The following is a 26,366-nucleotide window of genomic DNA, read 5'->3' on the forward strand; positions in this document are numbered from 1 at the left end:
GACTTCGAACGATACCCAGCCTTCCGAGCCCATGTCGAGAGACCACCTGATCTCGGCACTAACGGATCTCTCCCTCGCCGACGAGCTGGCATTCCGCCGTCGGCTGAAGAAGGCCCGCGCCCCCAAGGCCCTGGCCGCCATCGCGGCGGACATGGACCGGGCCCGGCAGAAGGTCGCGCGTATCGACGCCGCCGTCCCCGACATCTCCTATCCCGAGCAGCTGCCTGTCTCCGGGCGTCGTGACGACATCGCCGACGCCATCCGGGACCACCAGGTCGTGGTCATCGCCGGCGAGACCGGCTCGGGCAAGACCACCCAGATCCCGAAGATCTGCCTGGAACTGGGACGCGGCCGGCGGGGTCTCATCGGCCACACGCAGCCCCGGCGACTCGCGGCCCGCACCGTGGCCGAACGCGTGGCGGACGAGCTGGGGCAGGACATCGGCGAGACGGTCGGTTACGCCATCCGTTTCGACGACCGTGTCTCCGACACCACCGCCGTCAAACTCATGACCGACGGCATCCTCCTCACCGAGATGCAGCGCGACCGTTTCCTCAACGCCTACGACACCATCATCATCGACGAGGCCCACGAGCGCAGCCTCAACATCGACTTCCTCCTGGGTTACCTCAAGCAGCTCCTCCCCCGCCGCCCCGACCTCAAGGTCATCATCACCTCGGCGACCATCGACCCGGAGCTCTTCGCCCACCACTTCGCCGAGCCCGACGGAACGCCCGCGCCCATCATCGAGGTCTCCGGGCGCACGTTCCCCGTGGAGATCCGCTACCGCCCGCTGGAGTTCGAGGCCGCGGGCAAGACCGTGGACCAGGATCCCCTCGACGGTCTGTGCGACGCGCTCGAGGAGCTCATGGCCGAGGGACCGGGCGACATTCTCTGTTTCTTCCCCGGTCAGCGCGACATCACCGACACGATGGAGGCGATCGAGGGCCGGAAGTGGCGTGGCATCGAGGTCACTCCCCTGTTTGGCCGCCTGTCCAACGAGGAGCAGCACCGGGTGTTCTCGCCGCACTCCAAGCGGCGGATCGTCCTGTCCACCAACATTGCGGAGACCTCGCTGACGGTGCCCGGGATCCACTACGTCGTGGACACCGGCACCGCGCGCATTTCCCGGTACTCCACCCGTACCAAGGTCCAGCGCCTGCCCATCGAGCCGATCTCGCAGGCGAGCGCCAACCAGCGCTCCGGTCGGTGCGGGCGTGTGGCCGACGGCATCGCCATCCGCCTCTACTCCGAGGAGGATTTCCAGTCCCGACCGGAGTTCACCGACCCGGAGATCCTGCGCACCAACCTCGCCAGCGTCATCCTGCAGATGATCTCGCTGCGCCTGGGCGACATCGCCGCGTTTCCCTTCGTCCAGCCGCCAGAGCCCAAGGCCGTGCGCGACGGCCTGGGCCTGCTCCACGAGCTCGGTGCCCTCACCGACCGGGAGGACGACGGCCTGCCCATGCTCACCAACATCGGCCGGGACCTGTCGAAGATCCCCGTCGATCCCCGCATGGCCCGCATGCTCGTCGAGGCCGACCGGCTCGCCGTCCTCGAGGACGTCCTCGTGCTCGTTTCCGCCATGACGATCCAGGACGTGCGCGAGCGCCCCATGGACAAGCAGTCCCAGGCCGATCAGTCGCACGCCCGCTTCAAGGACAAGACCAGCGACTTCCTCTCCACCCTGCAGCTGTGGGACTACATCAACACCTCCCGCGATGACCTTTCCGGCAACGCTTTTCGACGCCGCATGAAAGACGAGTACCTCCACTACATGCGCATCCGTGAGTGGTACGACCTGGTGCGCCAGCTCCGCGACACCACCCGGCGCCTGGGTTGGAACCGTCAGTCCGCCGCCGAGAACCGCGACTCCGACGGCATCCACCGCGCGCTGCTCTCCGGCCTGCTGTCCAACATCGGCGCCCGCGACGGCAACAGCAAGGAATTCCAGGGGGCCCGCGGCACCCGTTTCCTCATCTTCCCGGGATCGGCCCTGTCGAAGAAGCCGCCGGAGTTCATCATGGCGGCCGAGCTCGTGGAGACCTCCCGCCTGTGGGCACGCGACGTGGCCAGGATCGAACCATCCTGGGTCGAGGAGATTGCCGGGGATCTGCTGCGCCACTCCTACAGCGAACCCCTGTGGTCGCGTAAACGCGGCGCCGCGATGGTGCACGAGAAGACCATGCTCTACGGGGTGCCCATCGTCGCGGACCGGCTGGTGCCCTACCACCGGGTCGATCCCGCAGCCGCACGGGACATGTTCATCCGTCATGCCCTCGTCCAGGGCGACTGGAACGCTCACCACGACTTCTACCGCCACAACGTGGACAGGCTCGAGGAAGCCGCGGCCGTCGAGGACAAGGCACGCCGCCGTGGCATCGTCGTCGACGAGGAGACGCTCTTCGACTTCTACGACCAGCGACTGCCCGAAAAAGCCACCACCGCCAGGAACTTCGACTCCTGGTGGAAGGATACCCGGCAGAGCGAGCCCGACCTGCTCAACTTCGACCCCGACGCGCTGCTCTCCGACGCCGCCGGGGCCGTGACCGAGGATGAGTTTCCCGACACCTGGGCCACGGGCTCGCTGGTGTTCGACCTCGAGTACCGCTTCGAACCCGGGCACCCGCAGGACGGTGTCACCGTCAACATCCCCGTTCCCCTGCTCGCCGGGGTCACCACCGAGGGGTTCGACTGGCTCGTGCCCGGGCTGCGCAGGGAGCTGCTCACCGAGCTCATCCGCTCGCTGCCCAAGGCCCTCCGCCGGGGCGTGGTGCCGGCGCCGGATTTCGCGGACAAGGCCCTGCCCAAGCTCCTCGCCTACGAGTCACCCGTGACGCAGCAGCTGGCCGATGTACTCCGTGAGCTCGGTGGTTCGGGCATCAACTCCACGGACTTTCGCCCGGAGTCGCTTCCCCCGCACCTCAAGATGACCTACGCGGCCATCGACAAACGGGGCAAGGTCATCGACGCCGACAAGGATCTGGCGGCGCTTCAGCAGCGGCAGGCGGGACAGATCCGGTCGTCGATAAGCCGGGTGAGCCGCTCCGCCGAGACGGGCGCGGTCGCGGAATGGACGCGGGACAGCCTGGGCACGGTGCCCGAGGAGGTCACGACCACGGTGGACGGACACACCGTGCAGGCCTACCCAGCGCTGGCGATCTCGCCCTCCGGTGTGGAGGTCAAGGTCATGCCGACCAAGGCGGCCGCCGAGGCCTCCCAGCGCACGGCGAACCTCACCCTGCTCATGCGCGCCATCACCGTCAACACGAAGCAGATGATCAAGGGCTTGCCGCTCACCCAACGCGTCGCGGTGGACAACTACCCGCACGGCGGCGCCGACGGGTTGGTGCAGGATGCCCGGGTGCGGGCGATCCGCGACTCGATGATGAAGCACGGCGGACCCGCGAGGTCCCCGGAGGACTTCGACGCGCTCAAGGATTCCGTGTCACCCGAGGTCCCAGCCCAGGTGCGGCAGACGATCGTCGGCCTGGCACCCGCGCTCGTCGAATACGCCAAGGTCCGGAGCGAGCTGGAGTCGTGGAGCGGCCCGGCCATCGACGACATGAAGTCGCAGCTCGGTTTCCTGCTTCCGGACCACGCCGTAACCATGCACGGGATGGAGCACCTTCGGCATCTGCCGAGGTATCTCGCGGCCATGGTCATCCGTCTGGAGGAGCTGAGGCAGGATCCGGACAAGGATGCTGACCGACAGTCGGAGATCGACGAGGTGAAGTCCTATCTCAAGAACAGGCTGCGCACGCTCCCTGCAGGGCGGGAGAACTCCCCGGCCGTGCGCGAGATCCTCTGGATGATCGAGGAACTCCGGGTCAGCCTGTTCGCGCAGCGGCTCGGCACTGCCCGCCCGGTGTCCGCCCGACGTGTTCAGAAGGCCATCGACAAACTCTCCTGACCGCCCGGGACGTCAGCCGCGGATCTTGCGCCGCATGAACCGAATTTCGGATTCGAAGTCCTCCGCGCTCTCGAAGGACTTGTACACCGAGGCGAAGCGGAGGTACGCGACCTCGTCCAGCTCCCGCAGGGGGTCAAGGATGGCCAGGCCGATGAGATTCGCGTCGATCTGGGAACTTCCCTTTCCGCGGATGGTCTCCTCGACCTCCTGGGCGAGCTTCTTCAGATCGTCGTCGGGCACATCACGTCCCTGGCAGGCTCTGCGGACGCCGCTGATGAGCTTTTCTCGGCTGAAAGGTTCGGTGAGGCCGTTGCGTTTGACCACCAGCAGAATCGCCTTCTCCACCGTGGTGAAGCGGCCGTTGCACTGCGAGCACTCCCGGCGACGGCGAGTGGAGGTGCCGGCATCAATCACCCTGGAGTCGATCACTCGTGATTGTTCATTGTGGCAAAACGGGCAGTACACGAGGGCTCCTAAGAGTTAAGGGGGCGGAGCTGCCCATCCTAGTGCCGGGGAGCCGGAGCCCTGGAAGAGCCGGCCTACTTCGCGGTGACCGCGGTGACGGTTTCGAACTGGCCGGGGCCCTGGCTGGAGGCACCTTCGTTGACACCGATGACGGTGCCGATGACCAGAACGGCGCCCACCGCGAGACCGAGCAGGGTGACCTTGCCGTTCTCGCGACGTTGTTCGAATGAACGCACTCGAACATCCGCTACCCCACCGGCCACGAGGGACGGTTCACCTGTTCGATCAACGGGCGCCAGGGTTCGAACACCGAGTGCGGGGGACGGCAGGGAACGGGAGGGATGGAGATCCCAGACCGCGGCCGGGGGGACCGTGCGGGAGAAGGTATGGTTCCCGGTGTTGACGTGGTTCGGAGTGTTCACTGTGAGGGTCATTTCTACCACCTTGTTGTCGTTGTGCGTTCGAGGATAACCAGCCAGCTGGACATCGAACGCCGTCTACCGTTCAAGTGTTCGAATCCGCCTGTGTGTTCGAAAGTTATCACCCTTTCGAAAACTTGTCCAGCGTTGCCGTTGAATATCGAACACAAATACGGTTTGATGGTAGACAGGAACACGATCACCGCCCGACCGCTCGCGCACGCACCCACCACGACACCGACGTGGATCCGAGGAGATACCCATGGCACCGAAGAACACCCGCAAGAAACAGCCCGACATCAGCACACTCTCCCCACGCCAGAAGCGCATCCTCGAGGTCATCCGGGACGCGGTCGTCCTCCGCGGTTACGCCCCCAGCATCCGGGAGATCGGCGACGCGGCCGGCCTGCAGTCGACGTCGTCGGTCGCCTACCAGCTCAACGAGCTGGAGAAGAAGGGTTTCCTGCGCCGCGACCCCAACAAACCTCGCGCCGTGGACATCCGGCACCTGCACGACACAAACGAGCCCGCCCGCAACGCCCTCGATGAGGTCACCGAGCGCCAGGTCCCGGAGGACGCCGGCGCCCCGAGTTACGTCCCCGTCGTCGGTCAGATTGCCGCCGGCTCCCCGATCCTCGCCGAGCAGAACGTCGACGGGTACTTCCCCATGCCCACCGAGATCGTCGGCGACGGTGAGCTCTACATGCTGCGCGTCGTGGGTGAGTCCATGAAACTGGCCGGAATTATGGACGGCGACTGGGTGGTCGTCCGTGCACAGCCGGTCGCCGAGGAAGGCGAGTTCGTCGCCGCCATGCTCGACGGCGAGGCCACCGTCAAGGAACTGCACCGTGACTCCACCGGTGTCTGGCTGCTCCCCCACAACGACGACTTCGATCCCATCCCGGGAGAGGAAGCAGAAATCATGGGCAAGGTCGTTTCCGTTTTCCGCCGTCTCTGAGGCCGGGAGTATTCCCGTTCGGGGGTGATCGGGCCTGTGTTTTCCTGCTATTGGGTTTAATCGTGGCTATAAGGCATGACAATGGGGGGCCACCACCTCCCCGCATGTGAGTCCCGCGCGAGTAAAGGCCGGTTCCCGATGTATGCAGAAGAACGACGCCGCCAGATAGCTTCCCTCACCGCCGTGGAGGGCCGGGTCAACGTCACCGAGCTCTCCGAGCGGTTCGACGTCACCGCCGAAACGGTTCGCCGCGATCTGGCGACCCTCGACCGTGAGGGGGTGGTCCACCGGGTGCACGGGGGCGCCGTGGCCAGCCAGTCCTTTCAGACTGCGGAGTTCCCCTTGGACACCCGGCTCCGCTCGGCGCAGTCCGCTAAGACCGCCATCGCCCGGGCCGCGCTCGATTTCCTCCCCGCTCCCGGCGGCTCAATCTTCCTTGACTCCGGGACCACCATCAACGCCATCGCCGAGCTCATCGGCGACCGGCCGGGCGGTGCGCGGTGGTCGATCGTCACCAACTCGCTGCCGTCGGCACTCAACCTCGCCGCCAAACACGCCCCCGATGTTCAGCTCCTCGGTGGCACGGTTCGTGCCATCACCCAGGCGGTAGTGGGCGATACGTCGTTACGCACCCTGGCGCTCATGCGCGCCGATGTCGCGTTCATCGGGACCAACGCGCTGACCCTCGATCACGGCCTCTCCACCGCAGACTCACAGGAGGCCGCGGTGAAGTCGGCCATGGTCACCAACGCCCACCGGGTCATCGTGCTGTGTGACTCCACCAAACTGGGCAACGACTACCTGGTGAGCTTCGCGGGTATCGCCGACATCGATGTGGTGATCACCGATGCCAACGCCCCTGATTTCTACGTCGACGCGCTGCGCGAGCGCGAGGTCGACGTCGTCATCGCGGGTTAATCCCCGAGCACCGCGCGTGCCGCGGCCTTCGCCTCGGCGGCACTCCGGGAGCCGACAGCGGCAGCGGCCATCTCGCGGCACTGGTCCAGAGTCACCTCGGCCAGCTGCGCGCCGACCCCGGCCACGGCGTTGGAGGCCGCGGACAGCGAGTTCACGCCGAGGCCGGTGAGCACGCACGCCAGGAGGGGATCTGCGGCCGCCTCGCCACAGACACCGACCGGCACATCATGGCGCTGGCCACCCTGGCAGGTGAGTTCGATGAGTTTGAGCACGGCCGGCTGCCACGGGTCGGTGAGGTACGCGAGCTGCGGCGAGAGCCGGTCGGCGGCCATGGCGTACTGGGTGAGATCGTTGGTTCCGATGGAGACGAAGTCGAGCGAGGGCATGACCGTGTCGGCCATGAGGGCCGCCGCCGGAACCTCGATCATCGCACCGGGCACGAGGCCACGTTCGCGGCACAGCCCGGCGAACCATTCCGCCTCGTCCGCCGTGGCCACCATGGGGGCCATGACCCAGGTCTGGGAACCCTCGGGTCGAGCCTGGGCCGCCTGGGCGATGGCGTCGAGCTGCCTGGTCATCAACCCTTCGTTACCGAGGGCGATGCGCAGTCCGCGCACGCCCAGGGCGGGGTTCTCCTCGGAGGCCAGCGTGGCGTACGCGATGGGTTTGTCGGAGCCCGCGTCCAGGGTGCGAACGACCACCTTCGACGTGCCGAACGCGTCGAAGACCCTGCCGTAGAGCTCGGCCTGCTCGTCGACGCTCGGCTCGGAGGTCGAGGAGAGGAAACTCAGCTCGGTGCGGTAGAGACCCACGCCCTCAGCCTGGGACTTCGCCGCGGCGGTGGCCGCCTTGGGATCGGCCACGTTGGCCAACAGCTGCACCCGGTGTCCATCGCTTGTCTGCGCGGGACCCTGCCAGCCGGCGATGCGCTCCTGCTGACGGCGGGACTCCTCCACCGACTTCAGGGCCTCGGACTCATCGACGTTCCTGGCGATGGTGCCCGCTGCCCCGTCGACCAGGACCTTCTCACCCGCCGGGATGTCGTGCAGCTCTTTGCCCACGGCGACGATGCACGGGACTCCGAGCTGGCGGGCGATGATGGCGGTGTGGCTGGTCGGCCCGCCGACCTCGGTGACGATGGCGACAAACTTCTCCGGGTCGAGCCCGGCCGTGTCCGCGGGGGCCAGGTCGTCGGCGAAGAGGATGCTGGGCTGTCGCGCGTCGGGCAGTCCGGGCTCCTCCTCCCCTCGCAGTTCGGCGATGACCCGGTCGCGGATGTCGCGGAGGTCCGTCGTGCGCTCGGCCATGAGTCCGCCCGCGCTCTCGAACATGGACACGAAGCGGTCGGTGGCTCCGACGACGGCGTATTCCGCGCGCTGCCCGGTGGTGATGTTCTTGCGCACGGTCTTCTGCCATCCGCGGTCGCGCACCATTCCCACGGTCGCCTTGAGCACCTCCGCGGCCTGGTCCTGCGCGTTGTCGGCGCGGTGCTGGAGCCGTTCCGCCACGGTCTCCACGGCGGCGAGGAACCGCTCCATCTCGGGCTCCCGCTCGTCGTCTCGGAGCGGGTTGCCGGCCTCCGGGAGTTCCGGACGGGGACGAACCCACACGACCGGGGCATAGGCGATGCCGGCGACGACGCCGGTTCCGCTGACTTCACCAGACACGGTGCTCTCGTTCACGTTTGCCATCCTTCGTTCGAGATTGATCCGGCAGCTGGACGCCGCGCGGCACGGGAATCCGGATTCCGTCGCACCGAGGGAAGGCGGTGCACCAGCTCCAATTCTGCCTCTGAATTCTACACGGAAACGACCCGGTGAATATCGGAAACAAACTATTGACAATCGGGCACAAACGGGCAATCATGGAGTGGTAGCCGTCACTGACCTACACGCATGGCCGGAAAAATCACTCCCTCGGGGTGCCGGATGCGCGGCGTAGGCCTCAACGCAAGGACCTCCCGCCGTGATTCTCACCGTGACCCCCAACCCCAGCATTGATGCCACGCTGCACCTGTCAGAGGACATTGAGCTGGGGGGCGTCAACCGAGCTGCCTCCGCCACCAGCATCGCCGGAGGCAAGGGCGTGAACGTCGCCCGGGTCGCGCACCTGGCCGGCCACGCCGTCGCCGCGCTCTTCCCGTCGTCGGTCAGCGATCAGTTTCTCCATCTTGTCGCCGCCACCGGTCTTCCCTTCGACAACCTTCCCGTCGCGGGAAGCATCCGGGTCAACACCACCCTCACCGAACCGGGGGGCCGCACGACCAAGATCAACGGTCCCGGCCCGGAACTGTCCGCGGACCAGGTCACCGAGCTGCTCACCCGACTCGTGGACCGCGCCGCGCACGCCGACGCCGTCGTCCTCGCCGGCTCTCTGCCGCCCGGTGTGCCGGAGACGTTCTACGTCGATGCCACCGCCGCCCTCCAGGCCCGGTTCCCCGATCTCATCATCGCGGTGGACACGTCGGACAATCCCCTGCGCGCGCTGGGGAAGGGTTTCGCCACCGCCGCCCCCACCATCATCAAACCCAACGGCTTCGAACTCGGCCAGCTTGCCGGGCTCGACGGCGCGAGCCTCGAGACGGCCGCAGAGAACGGAGACTTCGGTCCGGTTCTCGCGGCCGCGGCGCGTGTGGTCGCGTCGGGTGTCCGCGAGGTCCTGGTCACCCTCGGCGGTGCCGGGGCCCTGCTGGTCACCGCGGCAGGCGCCTGGCGCGCCACCCCGCCGCCGGTGACGGTCCGGTCCACCGTCGGGGCCGGGGACAGCTCGCTGGCGGGTTATCTGCTGGCGCGCATCGCGGGCAAGGAACCTCCCGAAGCGCTCCGGTCGGCCGTTGCCTACGGCACCGCTGCGGCGGGTCTCCCCGGCACCGACCTTCCCTCTCCCGCACAACTCAACATCGACGGCGTCTCCGTCTCCCCTCTCCCCCTGAGCCCAGTGAAGGACATCTAAGACATGGCTTCTCCCATCATCACCACCGAGCTGGTCCGCCTCGACGCGGACCTCGGCTCGACCACGGAGCAGGTGATCTCCTCACTCGCTGAGTTGGTGGCCTCCACCGGTCGATCAACCGACGCCGCCGAGCTGGCCGCCGCCGCCTACGCCCGCGAGACCTCGGCCGGAACGGGTGTTCCCGGGCGGGTCGCCATCCCCCATGCCCGCGCGGAGTCCGTCACTGAGCCGACGCTGGCGTTTGCCCGCCTGAGCCGGCCCGTGGACTTCGCCGGGCCCGACGGGGACGCGGAGCTGGTCTTTCTCATCGCCGCGCCCGCGGGTGGCGGCAAGGAGCACCTGAAGATCCTGTCCAAGCTCGCCCGCGCCCTGGTCCGGGGTGACTTCGTCGAGCGGCTGCGCAGCGCGACCTCCGACGAGGAGATCGTCGCCGCCGTGACCGAGGTGGTCAACGCGGAGAAGAAACCCGCGGCCGCTACCGGAACCTCCACCGCCGCCAAAGCAGCCACCGCCGCCGCGTCCGGCGACACCACCGCCGCGGCCGACAAACCCCTGCGCATCGTCGCCGTCACCGCGTGCACCACGGGCATCGCGCACACCTACATGGCCGCCGACGCCCTGTCCCAGGCCGCCGAGGCCCGCGGCGACATCGACTTCCACGTGGAGACCCAGGGTTCCTCCGGGAACACCCCGCTGAGCGAGGACATCATCAAGAGCGCGGACGCGGTCATCTTCGCTGTCGACGTGGCCGTCCGGGAGAAGAACCGTTTCGCCGGCCTGCCCGTGATCCAGTCCCCCGTCAAGCGCGGCATCAACGAGCCCGGTCAGATGCTCGACGAGGCCATTGCCGCCTCGAAGGATCCGGACGCACCCCGGGTCGCGGCCTCGCGTAGCGACGACAGCGCGTCCGCCGCGGGCGCCAACGAGAGCTGGCCCAAGCGCATCCAGCAGGCCGTCATGACCGGCGTGTCCTACATGATCCCGTTCGTCGCGGCCGGCGGCCTGCTGCTCGCCTTCGGTTTCCTCGTCGGCGGCTACGACGTCGCCAATGCGGCGCAGCACATCGCCACCCACTTCACCTTCGGCAACTTGCCCGGAAACTCCGTCGACGTCGAGGGCGAGGTGATGGAGTTCGACCGCTCCGGCATCCTGCTCTATCTCGGCGCGGTCCTCTTCGCCACCGGTCAGATGGCCATGGGATTCATCGTCCCGGCACTCTCCGGCTTCATCGCCTTCTCCCTCGCCGGCCGCCCCGGCATCGCCCCGGGCTTCGCCGGTGGCGCGATTGCGGTCCTGCTCGGCGCGGGTTTCATCGGCGGTCTGGTCACCGGCATCATCGCCGGCCTGGTCGCCTACTGGATCGGCAACTGGAAGGTGCCCAGGATCATCGGCTCCCTCATGCCGGTGGTCATCATCCCGCTGGTGACCACCCTGGTGGTCGGCCTGCTCATGTTCCTGCTGCTGGGCCGCCCGCTCGAGGCCATCATGACCGGCCTCACCGACTGGCTCAGCTCCATGTCCGGCGCCTCCGCCGTGCTGCTCGGCATCATCCTCGGTCTGATGATGTGTGTCGACCTCGGCGGCCCGGTGAACAAGGCGGCCTATCTCTTCGCCACCGCTGGCCTGTCCACGGGCGACGAGGCCTCGATGAACATCATGGCCGCGGTCATGGCCGCCGGTATGGTCCCGCCGATTGCTCTGTCGCTGGCCACCTTCCTGCGCAAGCGCCTCTTCACCCCCGCGGAGCAGGAGAACGGCAAGTCCGCCTGGCTGCTCGGCCTGTCCTTCATCTCCGAGGGCGCCATCCCGTTCGCCGCGGCCGACCCGCTCCGGGTCATCCCCGCGATGATGGCCGGCGGCGCCGCCACCGGTGCCGTCTCCATGGCCCTGGGCGTGGGCTCCCGCGCCCCGCACGGCGGCATCTTCGTGCTCTTCGCCGTGTCGCCGTGGTGGGGTTTCCTCCTCTCGCTCGTGGTGGGCACCGCGGTCGCGACCGTCGCGGTCATCGCGCTCAAGCAGTTCTGGCCCAACAAGGTCATCGAGCAGGCCGCCGAGGAGGCCGCCGCCGAGGAAGAAATCCGTGCCGCGGAGCCCGTTAACGCCTAGTCTCGTAGGCAGACTCACGCTCTCAACGAAAGGACAAGTTTCATGGCTTCCAAGACCGTCAAGGTTGGATCATCCGTCGGCCTGCACGCCCGTCCCGCGACCGTCGTCGCCGAGGCCGCCTCGGAGTACGACGACGACATCTTCCTCACCCTCGTCGGTGACGAGGACGACGAGGAGACCGACGCCGCGTCCTCCCTCATGATCATGGCCCTCGGTGCCGAGCACGGCGACGAGGTCACCGTGACCTCCGACAACGCCGAGGCCGTGGAGAAGATCGCCGCGCTGATCGAGAAAGATCTCGACGCGTAGATCTTCGCTTATCGACGAAAGCCCCGCACAGATTCCTGTGCGGGGCTTTTGGTCTGCCCGACTAGTTCTTCAGCGCGACCGCGTAGCGTCCCTCGCCGAAGGTGCGGTAGGCCCACAGCAGCAGCGGGTAACCGATGAGGATGCCGATCGATCCCCAGGCGATGCCCTCGAGCTCAATCCCGAACAGCGGAAGGGTGAGATTGCCGATGCCGGCGATCATCGCCACGGCCGCCGCCGCGAGATTGACGGGATGGGTGAAGTCGACCTTGTTGTCCATCCAGATCCGCACGCCGAGGAGGCCGATCATGCCGTAGAGCATGATGGCCGCGCCGCCGAGCACCCCGGTGGGAATGGTGGTGATGAGCGCGCCGAACTTGGGCACGAAGGCCAGGGCGATGGCGAAGAAACCCGCCACCCAGTACGCGGCGGTGGAGTACACCTTGGTCGCGGCCATGACACCGATGTTCTCGGCGTAGGTGGTGGTGCCGGAGCCGCCGAAGCTGCCGGCGAGGGTGGTGGCGATGCCGTCGCCGATGAGCGCCCGGCCGGAAAGATCGTCGACATCGTCGCCGGTCATGCCACCGACGGCCTTAACGTGCCCGATGTTCTCGGCGATGAGCACCACGAGCACCGGCAGGGTCACCATGATCACCGAGAAGCGGAATTCCGGCGCATGGAACTGCGGCATTCCGATCCACGCGGCCGCGGAGATCGCCTCGCTCGCTCCCTCGCTGAGGTTTCCGGTCAGCGCGGCAAACATCCAGCCCAGCACCACGCCGAGGAGGATGGACAGGCGCGAGGCCATCCCCCGGGCGAGCACGGTGAAGGCGAGGATGGCGGCCAGGGTGACAAAGGCGACCAGGGGCTGCGCCTCGAAGTTCGCGGTCGCGGCGGGTGCGAGGTTGAAGCCGATCAACGCGACGATGGCACCGGTCACGGCGGGTGGCATCACGGCATCGATAAGCCTCCTGCCGGCGAGGTGCACGATGATGCCCACCCCGATGAGCACCAGGCCCGTGACCACGACTCCACCCAGCTGCGCCCCGATGCCCTCACCAGCGGACGCGGAGAGTGGCGCGATGAACGCGAACGAGGAACCGAGGTAGCTCGGCAGGCGGTTGCGGGTGAGCAGCAGGAAGATGATCGTGCCCAGGCCCGAGAACAGCAGGGTGGTGTTGACCGGGAATCCGGTAATCGTGGGAACCAGCAGCGTGGCGCCGAACATGGCCACCACGTGCTGCATGCCGATGCTCACCGTGCGCGGCCAGCTCAGGCGTTCACCCGGGGCGACGACGGCTCCGGGCGCTATCTTTCGGCCGTCTCCGTGGACAGCCCAACCAAAGGAATTATTCACAGACCGTGATTATCCACGGTCTCCGGCCTAAACCACGAATTCGTCCAGCTCCTGGGCGACCCGCTGCGGCAGGCGGACGTCGAGACGCGTCCCGTCCTCGTCGTACTTCTCCGCCAGGACCGTGCCCACCTCGTGGATGCGCGAGACCACGTCACCGCGGGTGAAGGGCACGAGCATCTCGACGTGCGCGTCCAGCGAGTTGAGGAAGAGCTCGATGCGCGCCGTGAGCTCGTCGATCCCCTCCCCCGTGGCGGCGGAGACATAGACGACGTTGTCGCGGTCCAGGGTGTGGCGCAGTTCCGCGAGGGTCACCGGGTCGGCGGCATCGATCTTGTTCACCACGATGAGCTCCGGGGGCACGTCCTCGCCGCTCTCGCGGACGATGTCGTAGATGACCTTGTTCACCGCCTCGATCTGCTTGAGCGGGAACGGATCCGCGCCGTCGACGACGTGGAGGATGAGGTCGGCGCCGAGCACCTCCTCGAGGGTGGACTTGAACGCCTCCACCAGCTGGGTGGGCAGGTGGCGAACGAAGCCGACGGTGTCGGTGAAGACGATGGCGCGGCCGTCGGGAAGATGAGCGCGCCGGGTCGTGGGGTCGAGGGTGGCGAACAGCGCGTCCTCGACGAGCACGCCCGCGCCGGTCATGGCGTTGATGAGCGAGGACTTGCCGGCGTTGGTGTAGCCGGCGATGGCGATCTGCGGGGTGGTGGAGCCCCGGCGCTGGGAACGTTTGATCTCACGCGCGGTCTTCATCGCGGAGAGTTCCTTGCGCAGCTTGGCCATGTCGGTGCGCAGACGCCGACGGTCGGCCTCGATCCGGGTCTCACCGGGGCCACGCAGGCCCACGCCGCCGTTGGAACCCGCCCGGCCGCCGGCCTGGCGCGAGAGGTTGCCACCCCAACCACGCACGCGGGTGTAGAGGTACTCCATCTGGGCGAGCGAGACCTGGGCCTTGCCCTCCTTGGACTTCGCGTGCTGGGCGAAGATGTCCAGGATGAGCATGGTGCGGTCAATGACCTTGGTCTTCAGCCGGTCCTCCAGCGTGATGAGCTGACCGGGCGAGAGCTCGCCGTCGAACACGACGGTGTCGGCGCCGGTGGACTCCACGATGGTCTTGAGCTGATCCACCTTGCCCGAACCGATGTATGTGCCGGGATCGGGTTTGTCACGCTTCTGATAGAGCAGGTCGTGGACCTCGGCACCGGCGGTCTCGGCAAGCGCGGCCAGCTCCGCCATGTTCGCCTCGACCTCGGCGGTCGTGCCCTCCGTCCACACGCCGACGAGGATGACCTGCTCGAGGCGCAGCTTGCGGTACTCGACCTCGTAGCCGTCCTCGGTGTCCTCCGAGCGGATGTCCGTGTCCCGGGTGACGCGGCGGAACGCGTTGCGCTCCGCGAGTTCGAGCTCACCGACGGTCGGGCTCTCCAGATCGGAGAGGTCGCGGCCGGAGTCCTCGGCCTCGCGCTGGGGGGCGTTCTCGCGGAAGGCGCGGGCCAGAAGGTCGTCGTGGTCTGGAGTGGTTTCTCGGGGGAATTCAGTCATTTGGGTGTAAGTATCCCACGTGGCCAATTCGCCGGCCAATAGGGGCGGGGGGTTATGGGCAAACGACCACCAGCGGTTAGAGTCGAAAGACATGAGCACCGATTTGAAGAGCATTGGACTGGGCTTCGACCGCTGGCAGGATGCCGTGGAAGCGGCGATCGCCACGAATCAGCTGGCCGTGATCGGTGAGATCCGCGGCGGACAGCTCATCCAGTACACCGATGCCTCCGGTGCGCTCATCAACATCATGGCCGTGGAGCCCTATGCCACCTTCGCGGGTTTCGAGTCTCTCACCCAGACCTACGGCAACGTCACCATGGTCAATGATGTGCTCGCCTACTGCGAGGTCCTCGATCCCAACGGCAAGGTCATGACCGCCGTGACCATGAACCTCGCCCAGGGCCCGCTGCTCGCGGAGCTGGACACCCAGGAATGGCAGCAGCTGGGTATCGCCGCCCTCGTCGTGGACCAGCAGACCTACGCCGATGCCGAGGCCTACGAGCAGGCCACCGGCACTCCCGTCGGCCTCCTGGTTTCCGAGGGCGCGCAGGTCGTGGCCTCGGGCTCCGGCGCCTCGGTGCCCGATGCCTCGGCCGAGTTCTCCGCCCGGGTGCTGGACGCCGAACACCGGCACAACCAGCTCACCGGCCAGCGGTTCATCCACGCGACCGTCGACGGGGCGTTCCCCTTCGACCTGTGCCTTCCCGATGCCGCCGAGCTGCCAGCACGCAATTCCGTCATCGCCGGAACCGCGGTGATGACCGCGATGATCCTCTCCCCCATGGGCGGCGGCTGCGGGGGTTGCGGCGGCAACTGCGCCTGCGGCGGGCACTAGACCCGGTTACAGCGCGTCGAGATCGACCTCGCCCGTCGCGACAATTTTCGACGGCCCGGTCAACGTGGCCCCTTCGTCATCCACGGTGACGGTGACCCGCCCACCGGGGACGTGGACGTCCACGGTGCCCTCGCCCACCCCGGCATCGGCCAGCGCAGCGGTGGCCGCAGCGACGGTTCCCGTGCCGCAGGATCGGGTTTCGCCGACGCCACGCTCGTAGACACGCATGTGCACGGCTCCGTCGACCAGCGGGGTGAGCACCTCCACGTTGACGCCCTGCGGGAAGAAGTCGCGGTCAAAGACGGGCGCCACCAGATCCATCTCTGCGAGCTGCTCGGCACGAAGATCCGGGATGACCGCCGCCAGGTGCGGGTTGCCCACGTCAACCCCCAGACCGGCGAGGGAGAGATCCCCGATCTGCGCGGTGCTCACCCCGGTGACCTCCGCCTTTCCCATCCCCACGGAGACGACCGCGTCGGTGTCGTTCGCCTGGTGGATCGTCACCGACCGCTCACCCGCCCGGGTACCGATGACAAACCTGTCCTCCGCCACGCCCTCGCGGGTGCGCAGCCAGTGCGCGAACACCCGCACGCCGTTCCCGCACATCTCGGCGATGGAGCCGTCGGCGTTGCGGTAGTCCATGAACCACTGTCCGTCCCTGCGCACGACGTGCAGCAGCCCGTCGCCGCCGATACCCGCTCGCCGGTCGCACAGCCCGGCCACCGTCTCAGGCGTCAGCTCGAGCGTGTCCTCGGGGTCGGAGACGATGACAAAGTCGTTCTCGGTTCCGTGGCCTTTGGCGAAGTTCAGAGTATTCACGCCAACGAGTCTAGCGCCTGCTTAAGCGTCGGCCCCGAGGCGTCGATCCACCGGATTCGGCCGTCGCGCCGGAACCAGGACCGCTGCCGGCGGACGTACCGCCTGGTGCCCGTGACGGTGCGTTCCTGCGCCTCAGCCAGGGTCAGTTCCCCCGCAAAAAACGCCAGCACCTGGGCGTAGCCGATGGCACGTCCGGCGGTGGAGTCGGCGATGAGGCCGCGCTCGGCGGTGAGGTGGCGGACTTCGTCGATAAGCCCGCTGTCGAACATTTCCCGCGTGCGCTGCTCGATGCGTGGGTTGAGCCAATCCGCGGTGGTCTCCAGGCCGATGATGCGGGTGTCCCAGCGCGGCGGCGCGTCCTTCGGCGGCTGGGAGGCGGCGAAGGGGCGGCCGGTGAGTTCGATGACTTCGAGCGCACGCACCGTACGGCGTTCGTCCTGGGACTCGATGACCGCCGCCGCCGCGGGGTCCGCCGCCGCGAGTTCCGCGTGGAGCCGGGTAATGCCGACCTCTCTGAGTCGGGCCTCCCACCGGGCACGCACGGCCGGGTCGGTGGGCGGGAACTGGAAGTCGTCGATGAGCGCCTGGTAGTAAAGCATGGAACCGCCGACGAAGATCGGCGTCACCCCGCGTGCCATGAGCTCCTCGGCCCGCGCGACGGCCATGTCCTGGTAGGCGGCCACGGACGCCTCCTCGGTGACGTCCCAGATGTCGAGGAGGTGGTGCGGGATTCCGCGGCGCTCGGCCACGGGCAGCTTCGCCGTGCCGATTTCCATCTCGCGGTAGAGCTGCATGGAGTCGACGTTGATGATCTCCCCGCCCAGATGTTCCGCCAGGTCGAGCGAGAGGCTGGACTTGCCGGACGCGGTGGGCCCGACCACAGCAACGGGCCGGATCACAGGACCCACCCCGCCACGTAGCGTGCGACCCCGAGGGTCGTGTCCGCCTCCAGCAGGGCAGCGTCTCGCTTGTCGACGCCCGCCAGCTCGTCCCACAGACCAGCCTCAAGAATTCCGGCCTCCCGCAGGGATTCCCCGGCCAATGCAAGGCGTTTTCCGCCAGCCAGAACTGCCCGGCACCACTGATCGGCCGCCTCCGCACCGTCGAGCAGCGCGAGGGGTGCGCGCGGGGTCATCCCGGCGCTGCCGTCCACGGCGACGAGCGTCAAGGCACGGGGGTTGAGCTCACCCAGCTCTCCTCGGACCCCGGTGACCCGCGCGGAAAGCCCTGGCCCGAGGGCGTAGCGCTGCAGCAGCTCAGGCAGGTAGTTTCCGCTCCCCACGGTGACCCGGGGGGCGCCCCACGCGGCAAAGGAACCGGTGTGCTCCGTGCGCCACCGCTCGTCCCGGCTCCCCACCAGCTCCACCTGGTCGGCGCCGGCGACGAGGGTGCGCACGGCGTCGAGAAGCGTCCTTCCGGCCAGATCCTGCGGTGCCAGCTCCGCCACCAGCGCGGGACTGGCGGGCATGATGACGATGTTGTGTTTCACTCCCCACACCCTAGTGGGCCACCCCCTCGCAGCCCTCGGGGGCAACGGCTATGTTTGTACGCACATCCATTCATGAATCGGCAGCCGTGTCGCGCGGCGAACCTAGCCACCCCCAAGGACCCGCCCCATGACTTCCCCGAACACCCCCTCCCCCAAGCCCGGTCCGAAGCCGGGGCCCAAGCCGGGTCCGAAGCCCGGAGTGCAGGCCGGGGCCACCCCTACCCCGGTCCCGGCCAAGGTTGCGTCGAAGAATGACCCGGCGAAGTTCGGCCGGGTCGCCGAGGACGGCACCGCGTTTGTCACCACCTCCGCCGGCGAGCGCGAGATCGGAGTGTGGAAGGCGGGCACCCCGCAGGAAGGTCTCGCGCACTACGGGACGCGGTTCGATGACCTCTCCACCGAGGTCGATCTGCTCGAGGCACGCCTGACCTCCACCCCGGGCGAGGCGGCCACCGTGGCCAAGCAGGCCGAGGACATCCGCGCGTCGCTGCCCACCGTCGCCGCCATCGGCGACCTCGACGCCCTGGCGGCACGCCTGGACTCGGTGATCTCTCGCACCGCCGAGGCGAGCGAGCAGGCCTCCCGCGAAAAAGAGGAGCGCCGCGCGCAGTCCACCGCCCGCAAGGAGGAGCTCGCCGCGGAGGCCGAGGACATCGCTGAGAACTCCACCGACTGGAAGGCCAGCGGCGACCGGATCCGCGATATCCTCGACGAGTGGAAGCAGATCCGCGGCATCGACCGCAAGACCGACGACGCCCTGTGGAAGCGCTACTCCCGCGCCCGGGATGCGTTCAACCGCCGCCGCGGCGCCCACTTCGCCGACCTCGACCGGGGCCGCGACGCCGCAAAGGCGAAGAAGGAGGCGCTCATCGAGCGCGCCGAAAAGTTGCAGGACTCCACGGACTGGAAGGAGACCGCGCATGCCTACCGCGACCTCATGGACGAGTGGAAGGCCGCCGGCCGCGCCCAGCGGGACATCGACGACCAGCTCTGGGCCCGGTTCCGCGCCGCGCAGGACCACTTCTTCGGCGCGCGCGAGGCCCTGAACAACGAACGCGACCAGGAGTACGAGGCCAACGCCGAGGCCAAGGACAAGCTCCTCGCCGAGTACGACTCTCAGATCGACCCCGAGAAGTCCCTCGATGGCGCCCGCGCCAAGCTACGTGACCTGCAGGAGAAGTGGGAGGAGATCGGCTACGTCCCGCGCGGGCGTGTGCGCGAGTACGAGGACAAGATCGGCGCCATCGAGAAGCGGGTCTCCGACGCCGAGCAGTCCCAGTGGCGCCGCACCGACCCGGCCGTGCAGGCCCGGGTCGCGCAGTTCCAGGCCAAGGTCGACGACTACACCGCCAAGGCCGAGGCCGCTGAGGCCAAGGGCCTGACCACCCAGGCCGAGCAACTGCGTGCGCAGGCCGAGCAGTGGGAGCAGTTCGCCGAGGCCGCGCGCAACGCTGTAGACAACTAGTCAGCCAGAGTGCAGCTGGTCCAGATTGGTCGGCCGGTTCCCGGGAGGGAGCCGGCCGATGTCGTGCGTACCTTCTGTTTCCATCAGAACCTCGCCGCACAGGAGGCCAGCGGCGACCGCCTCGCCTCGGTGAGTGTGGAGCGCGTGCTCACTCGGCTTCAGGGTTCCACGGAGTCCGATGCCCTGCTGCTCGCGCTGGTGGACGACTCGCTCACCCCGGTGCTCGCCCCCGTCGGTGACCTTGGTGTGCCGGTCATCCCCGCCACCGACGACGAGCGGGACCTGGAGGTCGCGGCGTTTGCCTACCTCTCGATCCCCCTGCTCGAGGAGCTCCGCGTGGTCGAGGTGGAGCTCGTCCTGGACGCCGGGTACCTGCCGCTTCCCGGCGAGGAACTGGACACGGACGCCGTCTCCGTGCGCGCGGAGCTGATGCGTGGTGTGGAAGAGGTGTGCCGCGCTCTGGGCCGCGACGTCCTCCAGCTGTGGAGCGATCAGGGAGCCCCCGAGCACTACTGCCCCGCCGTCACCGTCGACCAGTACGCGCTGCGCGCCGCCACGCCGTCGCCCCGCGTCCCGGACGGCTTCAGCGTCCGGGTGGCCCGCAACTACGCCCCCGTCGACGGCTTATCGACGCTGCTTTCCACCGCATCCGCTGACGCCGACCACGGACACCTGCACACCGAACCCGTGCGCTGGACCGGAGACCGGCTCAGGGAGGCGGCCGCCAGGCTCGCCGCGCGGGGCGAGACGCAGCTTGTGGTCCTGCTCGTCGACGGCTCCGGCACGGCCCGGGCCCTGTGCGAGTTCACGGCCCACTCGGGGGCCGACCCCACGGTCGCGGAGCTCGGTGTCGTGTCCGTGGACAGGGGTTTCCGGGGCCGAGGCCTGGGCCACGCGGTCCTGGCCGCCGGCCTGACGAATCTCGCGCCGGAGGTGCAGACGGTCTACGCGTCGGCCGCGGCCGGCGACACGGCGACCGCGCGACTGCTCGCGCCGTACACCCCGGAGCTGCTCACCTCCGCGACCGCCTGGCAGCGGATCCTGCCCTAGTCCTCGGGGCGGTGCCGCTGTGCGGCTCGGCGGCGGCGGTCGTCGATAAGCAGCGGATTTCCCTCCATGCTGCGCCGTTCCTGCTCCATCACCGCGCGCTGCGTCAGGCCGACCTCATCGAGTTCCTCGCGCCGGGCGCGTTCCTCGGCGATGTGGCTCTGTTCCGGATCGCGCCGCAGGGCCACCATGGAATAGGCGACCACCGCGAGCAGCACCCCGAGAATGCTGAGGTACATCCCCACACCCATGTTCACCCCGTCATCCGCGGACGAGCGGGTCTGGCGCAGCCACAGCGCGAAGACGGCGTAGAACAGGCCCACCGTGACCAGCATCCACGCGGTGAGCCCGAAGACCGCCCGCCGGGTGATCAGCGTCAGGGTGGTGAGCACGCCGATGCCCAGCCCGATGAGGATGGCGTAGACGTACTCGGTGATCTTGATGCCGGCCTCGGCGGCGGCGGGGCGGGCGAAGGTGACCTCGAAGCCGCTGACCCCGCCCGCGTGCGGAAGCACGAGGTACGCGAGCCAGATGATGACCGCGGCGATGAGCGTCCACTGCTGGCCGTCGAGGCTCATCCGGCGGGCCGCATGTTTCTCGGCGCCGGCAAGGTTGTTGCTGTGGGGACTGGTCATCTCGGCTCCATCCGATCTTCTGGTACTCATGATCGCCCGCAGGCGGTGTCGGCGGCGGCGACCTGGGGCGGGCGGCCTATCGACGGCAGGCCCAGGCCCACGCCGATCGGCGCGGTGGTGGGAACCTCCCCGGCCGCGGACATGTCACCCGCGCGGGTGCGGCGGTGCGTGGTGATCCCCGCGTCCGCGATGAGGAAGAAGGGTTTGGCCTCGGTGATGGTGGTGTGCACGACGTCGCCGGGGCGGATGTCGCCGTCGAGGTTGCCCTCCGGGGCGAAGTGCACGAGGCGGCCGTCGCGGGCGCGTCCCGTCATGCGGTGGGTCTGGCCGTTCTTCCGGCCGCCCACGGCCTGGACCAGCAGCTCCACGTCGGTGCCGACCAGCTTGGCGTTCTCCTCCGCGGCGATGCGGTCCTGAAGTGCCACGAGACGTTCGAAACGCTCCTGCACGATCTCTTTGGGGATCTGCTCCTCCAGCTCACCCGCCGGGGTGCCGGGGCGCGGCGAGTACTGGAAGGTGTAGGCCGAGGTGAAGCGTGACTTCTCCACCACGTCGAGGGTGGCCTGGAAATCCTCCTCCGTCTCCCCCGGGAAACCGACGATGATGTCCGTGGTGATGGCGGCGTGCGGGAGTTTCTCCCGCACCTCGTCGAGGATGCGCAAGAACTTCTTGGATCGGTAGGAGCGGCGCATGTCCTTGAGCACCTTGTCGGAGCCGGACTGCAGCGGCATGTGCAGCTGAGGGCAGACGTTCGGGGTCTCCACCATCGCGTCGATGACATCGGAGGTGAACTCCGCCGGGTGCGGGGAGGTGAACCGCACCCGCTCGAGGCCTTCGATCTCGCCGCACGCGCGCAGCAGCTTGGAGAACGCCGAGCGGTCCCGCTCGATCGTGGGGTCGGAGAAGTTCACGCCGTAGGCGTTGACGTTCTGCCCCAGCAGCGTCACCTCGGATACTCCCTGGCTCACCAGTGCCTCGACCTCGGCGAGGATGTCGCCGGGGCGACGGTCCTCCTCCTTGCCGCGCAGGCTGGGCACGATGCAGAACGTGCAGGTGTTGTTGCACCCCACCGAGATGGAGACCCAGCCCGCATAGGCGGACTCACGTTTGGCCGGCAGGACCGAGGGGAATTCCCGCAGCGAGTCCTCGATCTCGACCTGGGCCTCGTTGTTGTGCCGCGCGCGTTCCAGCAGCGCCGGCAGCGATCCCATGTTGTGGGTGCCGAACACGGCGTCCACCCAGGGGGCCTTGTCCACGACGGTGTCGCGGTCCTTCTGCGCCAGGCAGCCGCCGACGGCGATCTGCATTCCGGGTCGGCTGCGTTTGGTCTCCCGCAGCGATCCCAGGGTGCCGTAGAGCTTCTTGTCGGCGTTCTCACGCACCGCGCAGGTGTTGAACACCACGAGATCCGGCGGGGTGTCCTCCCCGGCCGCGACGTATCCGGCGTCTTCCAGCAGGCCGGACAAGCGTTCGGAATCGTGCACGTTCATCTGGCACCCGAACGTGCGGACTTCGTAGGAGCGCTGCCCGGGGTTTTCTAGAGTTTGTTCAACCACGGTGAGCCAGTCTAGCTACCGTCACGGGCGTGGCCCTAAACCCCTTGGAGCAGCCGGGCCGGGGGTAGCCGTTGGGTGGACGCGGCGACACTGACCTGCCGGGAGGGCTCCGGGCGGGGGCGAATAATGATACTACCTACCTACATTTCCCCCAGAAAATTTCCTACCGGGCATAACCATCCTTAAAGTCTGGTTCATGAGTCAGATCACAACACCCGCGTCGGGTGAGCAACACAACATGATCGAGGTGGCCGGAGTAAACAAATACTTCGGCGACTTCCAGGCCCTCAAGGACATCAATCTGTCGATTCCCGCCGGTCAGGCTGTTGTCGTCCTCGGGCCTTCGGGCTCAGGAAAGTCGACGCTGTGCCGGACCATCAACCGCCTCGAAACCATCGACGACGGCGAGATCCGCATCGACGGCAAGGTGCTGCCCTCCGAGGGCAAGGCACTGACCCGGCTACGTGCCGACGTCGGCATGGTCTTCCAGCAGTTCAACCTCTTCCCGCACAAGTCCATCCGCGAGAACGTCACCCTCGGCCCCCGCAAGGTACGCGGCATGTCCAAGGCCGACGCCGACGCCACCGCGGACCGCCTGCTCGAACGTGTGGGCATCGCCGCGCAGGCCGAGAAGTACCCGGCCCAGCTCTCCGGCGGTCAGCAGCAGCGAGTCGCCATCGCCAGGGCCCTGGCCATGGACCCCAAGATCATGCTTTTCGACGAGCCGACCTCCGCCCTCGACCCGGAGATGGTCAACGAGGTCCTCGACGTCATGACCGACCTGGCCAAGGCCGGAATGACCATGGTCGTGGTCACCCACGAGATGGGCTTCGCCCGCAAGGCCGCCGACCGCATCCTCTTCATGGCCGACGGTGCCGTCCTCGAGGACACCACCCCAAACGAATTCTTCACCGCCCCCAAGACGGAACGCGCCCGGGACTTCCTGGGCAAGATCCTCGCCCACTAAGAACCCCAGACCAGGAGACATCATCATGAAGAACACCACCGGCCGCATCCTCGCTGCCACCGCCATCGTCGCCACCGCCGCCACCGCGCTGACCGCCTGCGCCGGATCCGAAGGCGGCTCCGACGGCCTCCTCGCCAGCATCGAGGCCGGCAGCGTCACCCTGGGCACCAAGTTCGACCAGCCCGGCCTCGGCCTGCGCAACGCCGACGGCTCCATGTCCGGACTCGACGTGGACATCGCCACCGAGGTGGTCAACCGCATCGCCGAGAAGGAGGGCCACGCGGAACCCACCATCGAGTGGCGCGAGACCCCGTCCGCCCAGCGCGAGACCCTCATCCAGAACGGCGAGGTGGACATGATCGCCGCGACGTACTCCATCAACGCGGGCCGCGCCGAGACCGTCAGCTTCGGCGGCCCCTACCTGCTCACCCACCAGGCGCTGCTCGTGCGTGCCGACGAAACCTCCATCGACAGCCTCGAATCCCTCGACGGCAAGATCCTCTGCTCCGTCACGGGCTCCACCCCGGCGCAGAAGGTCAAGGAGGCACTGCCCGGCGTGCAGCTGCAGGAGTACGACACCTACTCCTCCTGCACCGAGGCACTGCGCAACGGCAACGTCGACGCCATGACCACGGACGCGACCATCCTCAACGGCTACTCCGCCCAGTCCCCCGGCGACTTCACCGTGATCGAGATGGAGAAGGACGGCGAGCCCTTCACCAACGAGCACTACGGCATCGGCGTCACCAAGGACGACCAGGCCACCGTCGACGCCATCAACGAGGCACTCAACGCCATCATCGAGGACGGCACCTTCGACAAAATCGTCGCGGACAACCTCGGCGACGGCCAGGGTGTCTCCCCCGACTCCCCGGGTGACCTGAGCTTCCTCGACAAGTAACCACCGCACCCGCCTGGTGATCCACCGGTGCTCCGCGCTCACAACCCGGATGCCGGTGGCTTTCCATGTCAAGAAAGGGGGCCAGTGAATGTCCACATTCTGGCCTGATATCTGGCCGGGGATCCTCTCGGCGTTCTGGATGACCATCCAGCTGACCTTCTGGTCGGCGATCGGCGCGCTGATCCTCGGCGTCATCCTCACCGCCATGCGAGTCTCCCCGGTCGGCGTGCTGCGCACCCTCGCGACCGCCTACATCAACATTGTCCGCAACACCCCGCTGACCCTCATCGTCCTCTTCTGCTCCTTCGGGCTCTACCAGAACCTCGGCCTCGAGCTCGCCAGCCGGGATTCGGACACCTTCCTCCTGGACCAGAACTTCCGCCTCGCGGTACTGGGTTTCATCCTCTACACCTCGACGTTCGTCGCTGAGTCCCTGCGCTCGGGCATCAACACCGTGCACTTCGGCCAGGCCGAGGCCGCCCGGTCGCTGGGTCTGAACTTTCCCCAGGTCTTCGGCGAGGTCGTCTTCCCGCAGGCACTGCGGGCGGCCATCGTCCCCCTGGGCAATACCCTCATCGCGTTGACCAAGAACACCACCATCGCGTCGGTCATCGGCGTGGCGGAGGCCTCGCTGCTCATGAAGGAGACCATCGAGATGCATGCCAACATGCTCTTTGTCATCTTCGGCATGTTCGCCCTGGGCTTCATCATCCTCACGCTGCCCATGGGACTCTTCCTGGGTAATCTGTCCAACCGATTGGCGGTGAAGCGCTGATGAGCAATCGCGCCACGATCCTCTACGACGCACCCGGGCCGGCCACCCGCCGGCGCAACCTCCTCTACTCCGCGCTCGCCGCCGTGGTGATCCTCGCCATTCTCGGCTGGGTCCTCTGGACCCTGCAGCAGAACGGCCAGCTCACCGCTGCGAAATGGCAGCCTTTCCTCAACTCCCAGACCTGGACCACCTACCTCATCCCGGGCCTGGTGGGCACCCTCAAGGCCGCGGTCTTCTCGATCGTCCTGGCCATGATCGCGGGCGTGGTGCTCGGCCTCGGCCGGCTGTCGGAGAACCGCATCGTCTCCGCTGTCTGCGGCGTGATCGTCGAGCTGTTCCGCGCCATCCCGGTGCTTCTGCTCATGATCTTCGCGTACCAGCTCTTCGCCGTCTACGGCGTGTTCCCGCCCCGGCAGCTGGCGTTCGCGGCCGTGGTCGTGGCGCTGACGCTGTACAACGGCGCGGTCATCGCCGAGGTCCTCCGGGCCGGGATCAAGACACTGCCCAAGGGCCAGACCGAGGCCGCCAAGGCGCTGGGGCTGTCCCACAGCCAGTACATGCGCTCGATCCTTCTGCCGCAGGCCATCGCGGCCATGCTCCCGGCCCTGATCTCGCAGATGGTCATCGCCCTGAAGGACTCGGCGCTGGGCTACCAGATCGGCTACATCGAGATCGTGCGCTCCGGCGTCCAGTCCTCGTCGGCGAACCAGAACTACCTGGCCTCGCTCATCGTCGTGGCCATCATCATGATCCTCATCAACTGGGGCCTCTCCCTGGTCGCGGAGCGGGTCGAACGACAGCTCCGGGCCGGGCGCGCGCGCCGCAACATCCTGGCCAAGGTGCCCGAGGCGGCCAACCCCGGTATCACCACCAAGGACAACGAGGTCGTGGACTGGCACGCCCCCGGTTACCAGCGGGTGGACACCCCGGACCAGTAG

At 67.7% G+C, this 26,366-nt stretch carries 23 protein-coding genes; 13 read left to right on the top strand and 10 right to left on the bottom strand.

What is annotated here, in order from left to right; genetic code table 11:
• The first annotated feature begins 31 nt into the window (after positions 1–31).
• The gene (gene hrpA / locus CDOO_RS08260) at positions 32–3,913 is read left to right on the top strand and encodes an ATP-dependent RNA helicase HrpA (RefSeq protein WP_018021064.1); all 3,882 of its coding nucleotides are present in this window, start codon (positions 32–34) and stop codon (positions 3,911–3,913) included.
• 12 nt (positions 3,914–3,925) lie between these two features.
• Here hrpA and nrdR read toward each other — a convergent pair whose 3' ends face one another.
• Together nrdR and CDOO_RS13955 are read right to left on the bottom strand one after the other, a co-directional pair.
• Entirely contained in the window at positions 3,926–4,378 is a 453-nt protein-coding gene (gene nrdR / locus CDOO_RS08265; protein ID WP_026159231.1) for a transcriptional regulator NrdR, read from the bottom strand.
• 74 nt (positions 4,379–4,452) lie between these two features.
• Complete coding sequence (locus tag CDOO_RS13955) at positions 4,453–4,614, bottom strand: hypothetical protein (RefSeq protein ID WP_155861264.1); 162 nt, start codon at positions 4,612–4,614, stop codon at positions 4,453–4,455.
• A 445-nt stretch (positions 4,615–5,059) separates the two neighbouring features.
• On the opposite strand from CDOO_RS13955, the gene lexA reads away from it, so the two are divergent.
• Together lexA and CDOO_RS08280 are read left to right on the top strand one after the other, a co-directional pair.
• Complete coding sequence (gene lexA / locus CDOO_RS08275) at positions 5,060–5,755, top strand: transcriptional repressor LexA (RefSeq protein WP_018021061.1); 696 nt, start codon at positions 5,060–5,062, stop codon at positions 5,753–5,755.
• 138 nt (positions 5,756–5,893) lie between these two features.
• Positions 5,894–6,673, top strand: coding sequence for a DeoR/GlpR family DNA-binding transcription regulator (locus tag CDOO_RS08280; protein ID WP_026159230.1), 780 nt, complete (start codon positions 5,894–5,896; stop codon positions 6,671–6,673).
• Here CDOO_RS08280 and ptsP read toward each other — a convergent pair.
• Positions 6,670–8,364 carry a phosphoenolpyruvate--protein phosphotransferase gene (gene ptsP, locus CDOO_RS08285; protein WP_026159229.1) on the bottom strand — a complete coding sequence of 565 codons (1,695 nt, stop codon included), beginning with the start codon at positions 8,362–8,364 and terminating at the stop codon, positions 6,670–6,672. The genes CDOO_RS08280 and ptsP overlap by 4 nt on opposite strands.
• 274 nt (positions 8,365–8,638) lie before the next feature.
• Between ptsP and CDOO_RS08290 the strand changes: the two genes are divergently transcribed.
• The 3 genes from CDOO_RS08290 to CDOO_RS08300 are packed head-to-tail and all read left to right on the top strand — an operon-like array spanning position 8,639 to position 12,040.
• Positions 8,639–9,625, top strand: coding sequence for a 1-phosphofructokinase family hexose kinase (locus CDOO_RS08290; protein ID WP_018021058.1), 987 nt, complete (start codon positions 8,639–8,641; stop codon positions 9,623–9,625).
• 3 nt (positions 9,626–9,628) lie between these two features.
• Positions 9,629–11,731 carry a PTS fructose transporter subunit IIABC gene (locus CDOO_RS08295; protein ID WP_018021057.1) on the top strand — a complete coding sequence of 701 codons (2,103 nt, stop codon included), beginning with the start codon at positions 9,629–9,631 and terminating at the stop codon, positions 11,729–11,731.
• 42 nt (positions 11,732–11,773) lie between these two features.
• The gene (locus tag CDOO_RS08300; RefSeq protein ID WP_018021056.1) at positions 11,774–12,040 is read left to right on the top strand and encodes an HPr family phosphocarrier protein; all 267 of its coding nucleotides are present in this window, start codon (positions 11,774–11,776) and stop codon (positions 12,038–12,040) included.
• 61 nt (positions 12,041–12,101) lie between these two features.
• On the opposite strand, the gene CDOO_RS08305 is transcribed toward CDOO_RS08300, so the two are convergent.
• On the bottom strand, positions 12,102–13,394 hold the full coding sequence (locus tag CDOO_RS08305; RefSeq protein WP_026159228.1) for a uracil-xanthine permease family protein: 1,293 nt from the start codon (positions 13,392–13,394) through the stop codon (positions 12,102–12,104).
• A 27-nt stretch (positions 13,395–13,421) separates the two neighbouring features.
• The gene (hflX, locus tag CDOO_RS08310) at positions 13,422–14,939 is read right to left on the bottom strand and encodes a GTPase HflX (RefSeq protein WP_018021054.1); all 1,518 of its coding nucleotides are present in this window, start codon (positions 14,937–14,939) and stop codon (positions 13,422–13,424) included.
• 91 nt (positions 14,940–15,030) lie between these two features.
• Between hflX and CDOO_RS08315 the strand changes: the two genes are divergently transcribed.
• Complete coding sequence (locus CDOO_RS08315; RefSeq protein ID WP_018021053.1) at positions 15,031–15,774, top strand: hypothetical protein; 744 nt, start codon at positions 15,031–15,033, stop codon at positions 15,772–15,774.
• A 6-nt stretch (positions 15,775–15,780) separates the two neighbouring features.
• On the opposite strand, the gene dapF is transcribed toward CDOO_RS08315, so the two are convergent.
• Genes dapF through CDOO_RS08330 form a run of 3 tightly spaced genes read right to left on the bottom strand, consistent with a single transcriptional unit; the run spans position 15,781 to position 18,082 of the window.
• The gene (gene dapF, locus CDOO_RS08320; protein ID WP_026159227.1) at positions 15,781–16,584 is read right to left on the bottom strand and encodes a diaminopimelate epimerase; all 804 of its coding nucleotides are present in this window, start codon (positions 16,582–16,584) and stop codon (positions 15,781–15,783) included.
• Between the two features lie 5 nt (positions 16,585–16,589).
• On the bottom strand, positions 16,590–17,492 hold the full coding sequence (miaA, locus tag CDOO_RS08325) for a tRNA (adenosine(37)-N6)-dimethylallyltransferase MiaA (protein ID WP_018021051.1): 903 nt from the start codon (positions 17,490–17,492) through the stop codon (positions 16,590–16,592).
• Positions 17,489–18,082 carry a hypothetical protein gene (locus CDOO_RS08330; protein ID WP_018021050.1) on the bottom strand — a complete coding sequence of 198 codons (594 nt, stop codon included), beginning with the start codon at positions 18,080–18,082 and terminating at the stop codon, positions 17,489–17,491. The genes miaA and CDOO_RS08330 overlap by 4 nt, the downstream gene beginning before the upstream one ends.
• 127 nt (positions 18,083–18,209) lie before the next feature.
• On the opposite strand from CDOO_RS08330, the gene CDOO_RS08335 reads away from it, so the two are divergent.
• Positions 18,210–19,547, top strand: a complete 1,338-nt coding sequence (locus CDOO_RS08335; RefSeq protein ID WP_020384538.1) for a DUF349 domain-containing protein — start codon at positions 18,210–18,212, stop codon at positions 19,545–19,547.
• Between the two features lie 63 nt (positions 19,548–19,610).
• Positions 19,611–20,597: a GNAT family protein gene (locus CDOO_RS08340; RefSeq protein ID WP_018021048.1), complete on the top strand. Its 987-nt coding sequence runs from the start codon at positions 19,611–19,613 to the stop codon at positions 20,595–20,597.
• Here the strand turns inward: CDOO_RS08340 and CDOO_RS08345 are convergent.
• Together CDOO_RS08345 and miaB are read right to left on the bottom strand one after the other, a co-directional pair.
• On the bottom strand, positions 20,594–21,229 hold the full coding sequence (locus CDOO_RS08345) for an Rv2732c family membrane protein (RefSeq protein WP_018021047.1): 636 nt from the start codon (positions 21,227–21,229) through the stop codon (positions 20,594–20,596). The genes CDOO_RS08340 and CDOO_RS08345 overlap by 4 nt on opposite strands.
• Positions 21,230–21,255: 26 nt before the next feature.
• Positions 21,256–22,719, bottom strand: a complete 1,464-nt coding sequence (miaB, locus tag CDOO_RS08350; protein WP_018021046.1) for a tRNA (N6-isopentenyl adenosine(37)-C2)-methylthiotransferase MiaB — start codon at positions 22,717–22,719, stop codon at positions 21,256–21,258.
• Between the two features lie 304 nt (positions 22,720–23,023).
• Here miaB and CDOO_RS08355 point away from each other — a divergent pair, with 304 nt between their 5' ends.
• From CDOO_RS08355 to CDOO_RS08370, 4 genes are all read left to right on the top strand, one after another.
• A complete protein-coding gene (locus tag CDOO_RS08355) occupies positions 23,024–23,752 on the top strand; it encodes an amino acid ABC transporter ATP-binding protein (RefSeq protein ID WP_018021045.1) in 729 nt (242 codons plus the stop codon).
• A 25-nt stretch (positions 23,753–23,777) separates the two neighbouring features.
• On the top strand, positions 23,778–24,653 hold the full coding sequence (locus CDOO_RS08360) for a glutamate ABC transporter substrate-binding protein (RefSeq protein WP_018021044.1): 876 nt from the start codon (positions 23,778–23,780) through the stop codon (positions 24,651–24,653).
• Positions 24,654–24,741: 88 nt separating this feature from the next.
• Positions 24,742–25,428, top strand: a complete 687-nt coding sequence (locus CDOO_RS08365) for an amino acid ABC transporter permease (protein WP_018021043.1) — start codon at positions 24,742–24,744, stop codon at positions 25,426–25,428.
• Positions 25,428–26,366 (top strand): amino acid ABC transporter permease, encoded by a 939-nt coding sequence (locus CDOO_RS08370; protein WP_018021042.1) that lies wholly within the window; start codon positions 25,428–25,430, stop codon positions 26,364–26,366. Before CDOO_RS08365 ends, CDOO_RS08370 begins: the two co-directional genes overlap by 1 nt.

It is taken from the genome of Corynebacterium doosanense CAU 212 = DSM 45436 (assembly GCF_000767055.1).
Lineage (GTDB): Bacteria > Actinomycetota > Actinomycetes > Mycobacteriales > Mycobacteriaceae > Corynebacterium > Corynebacterium doosanense.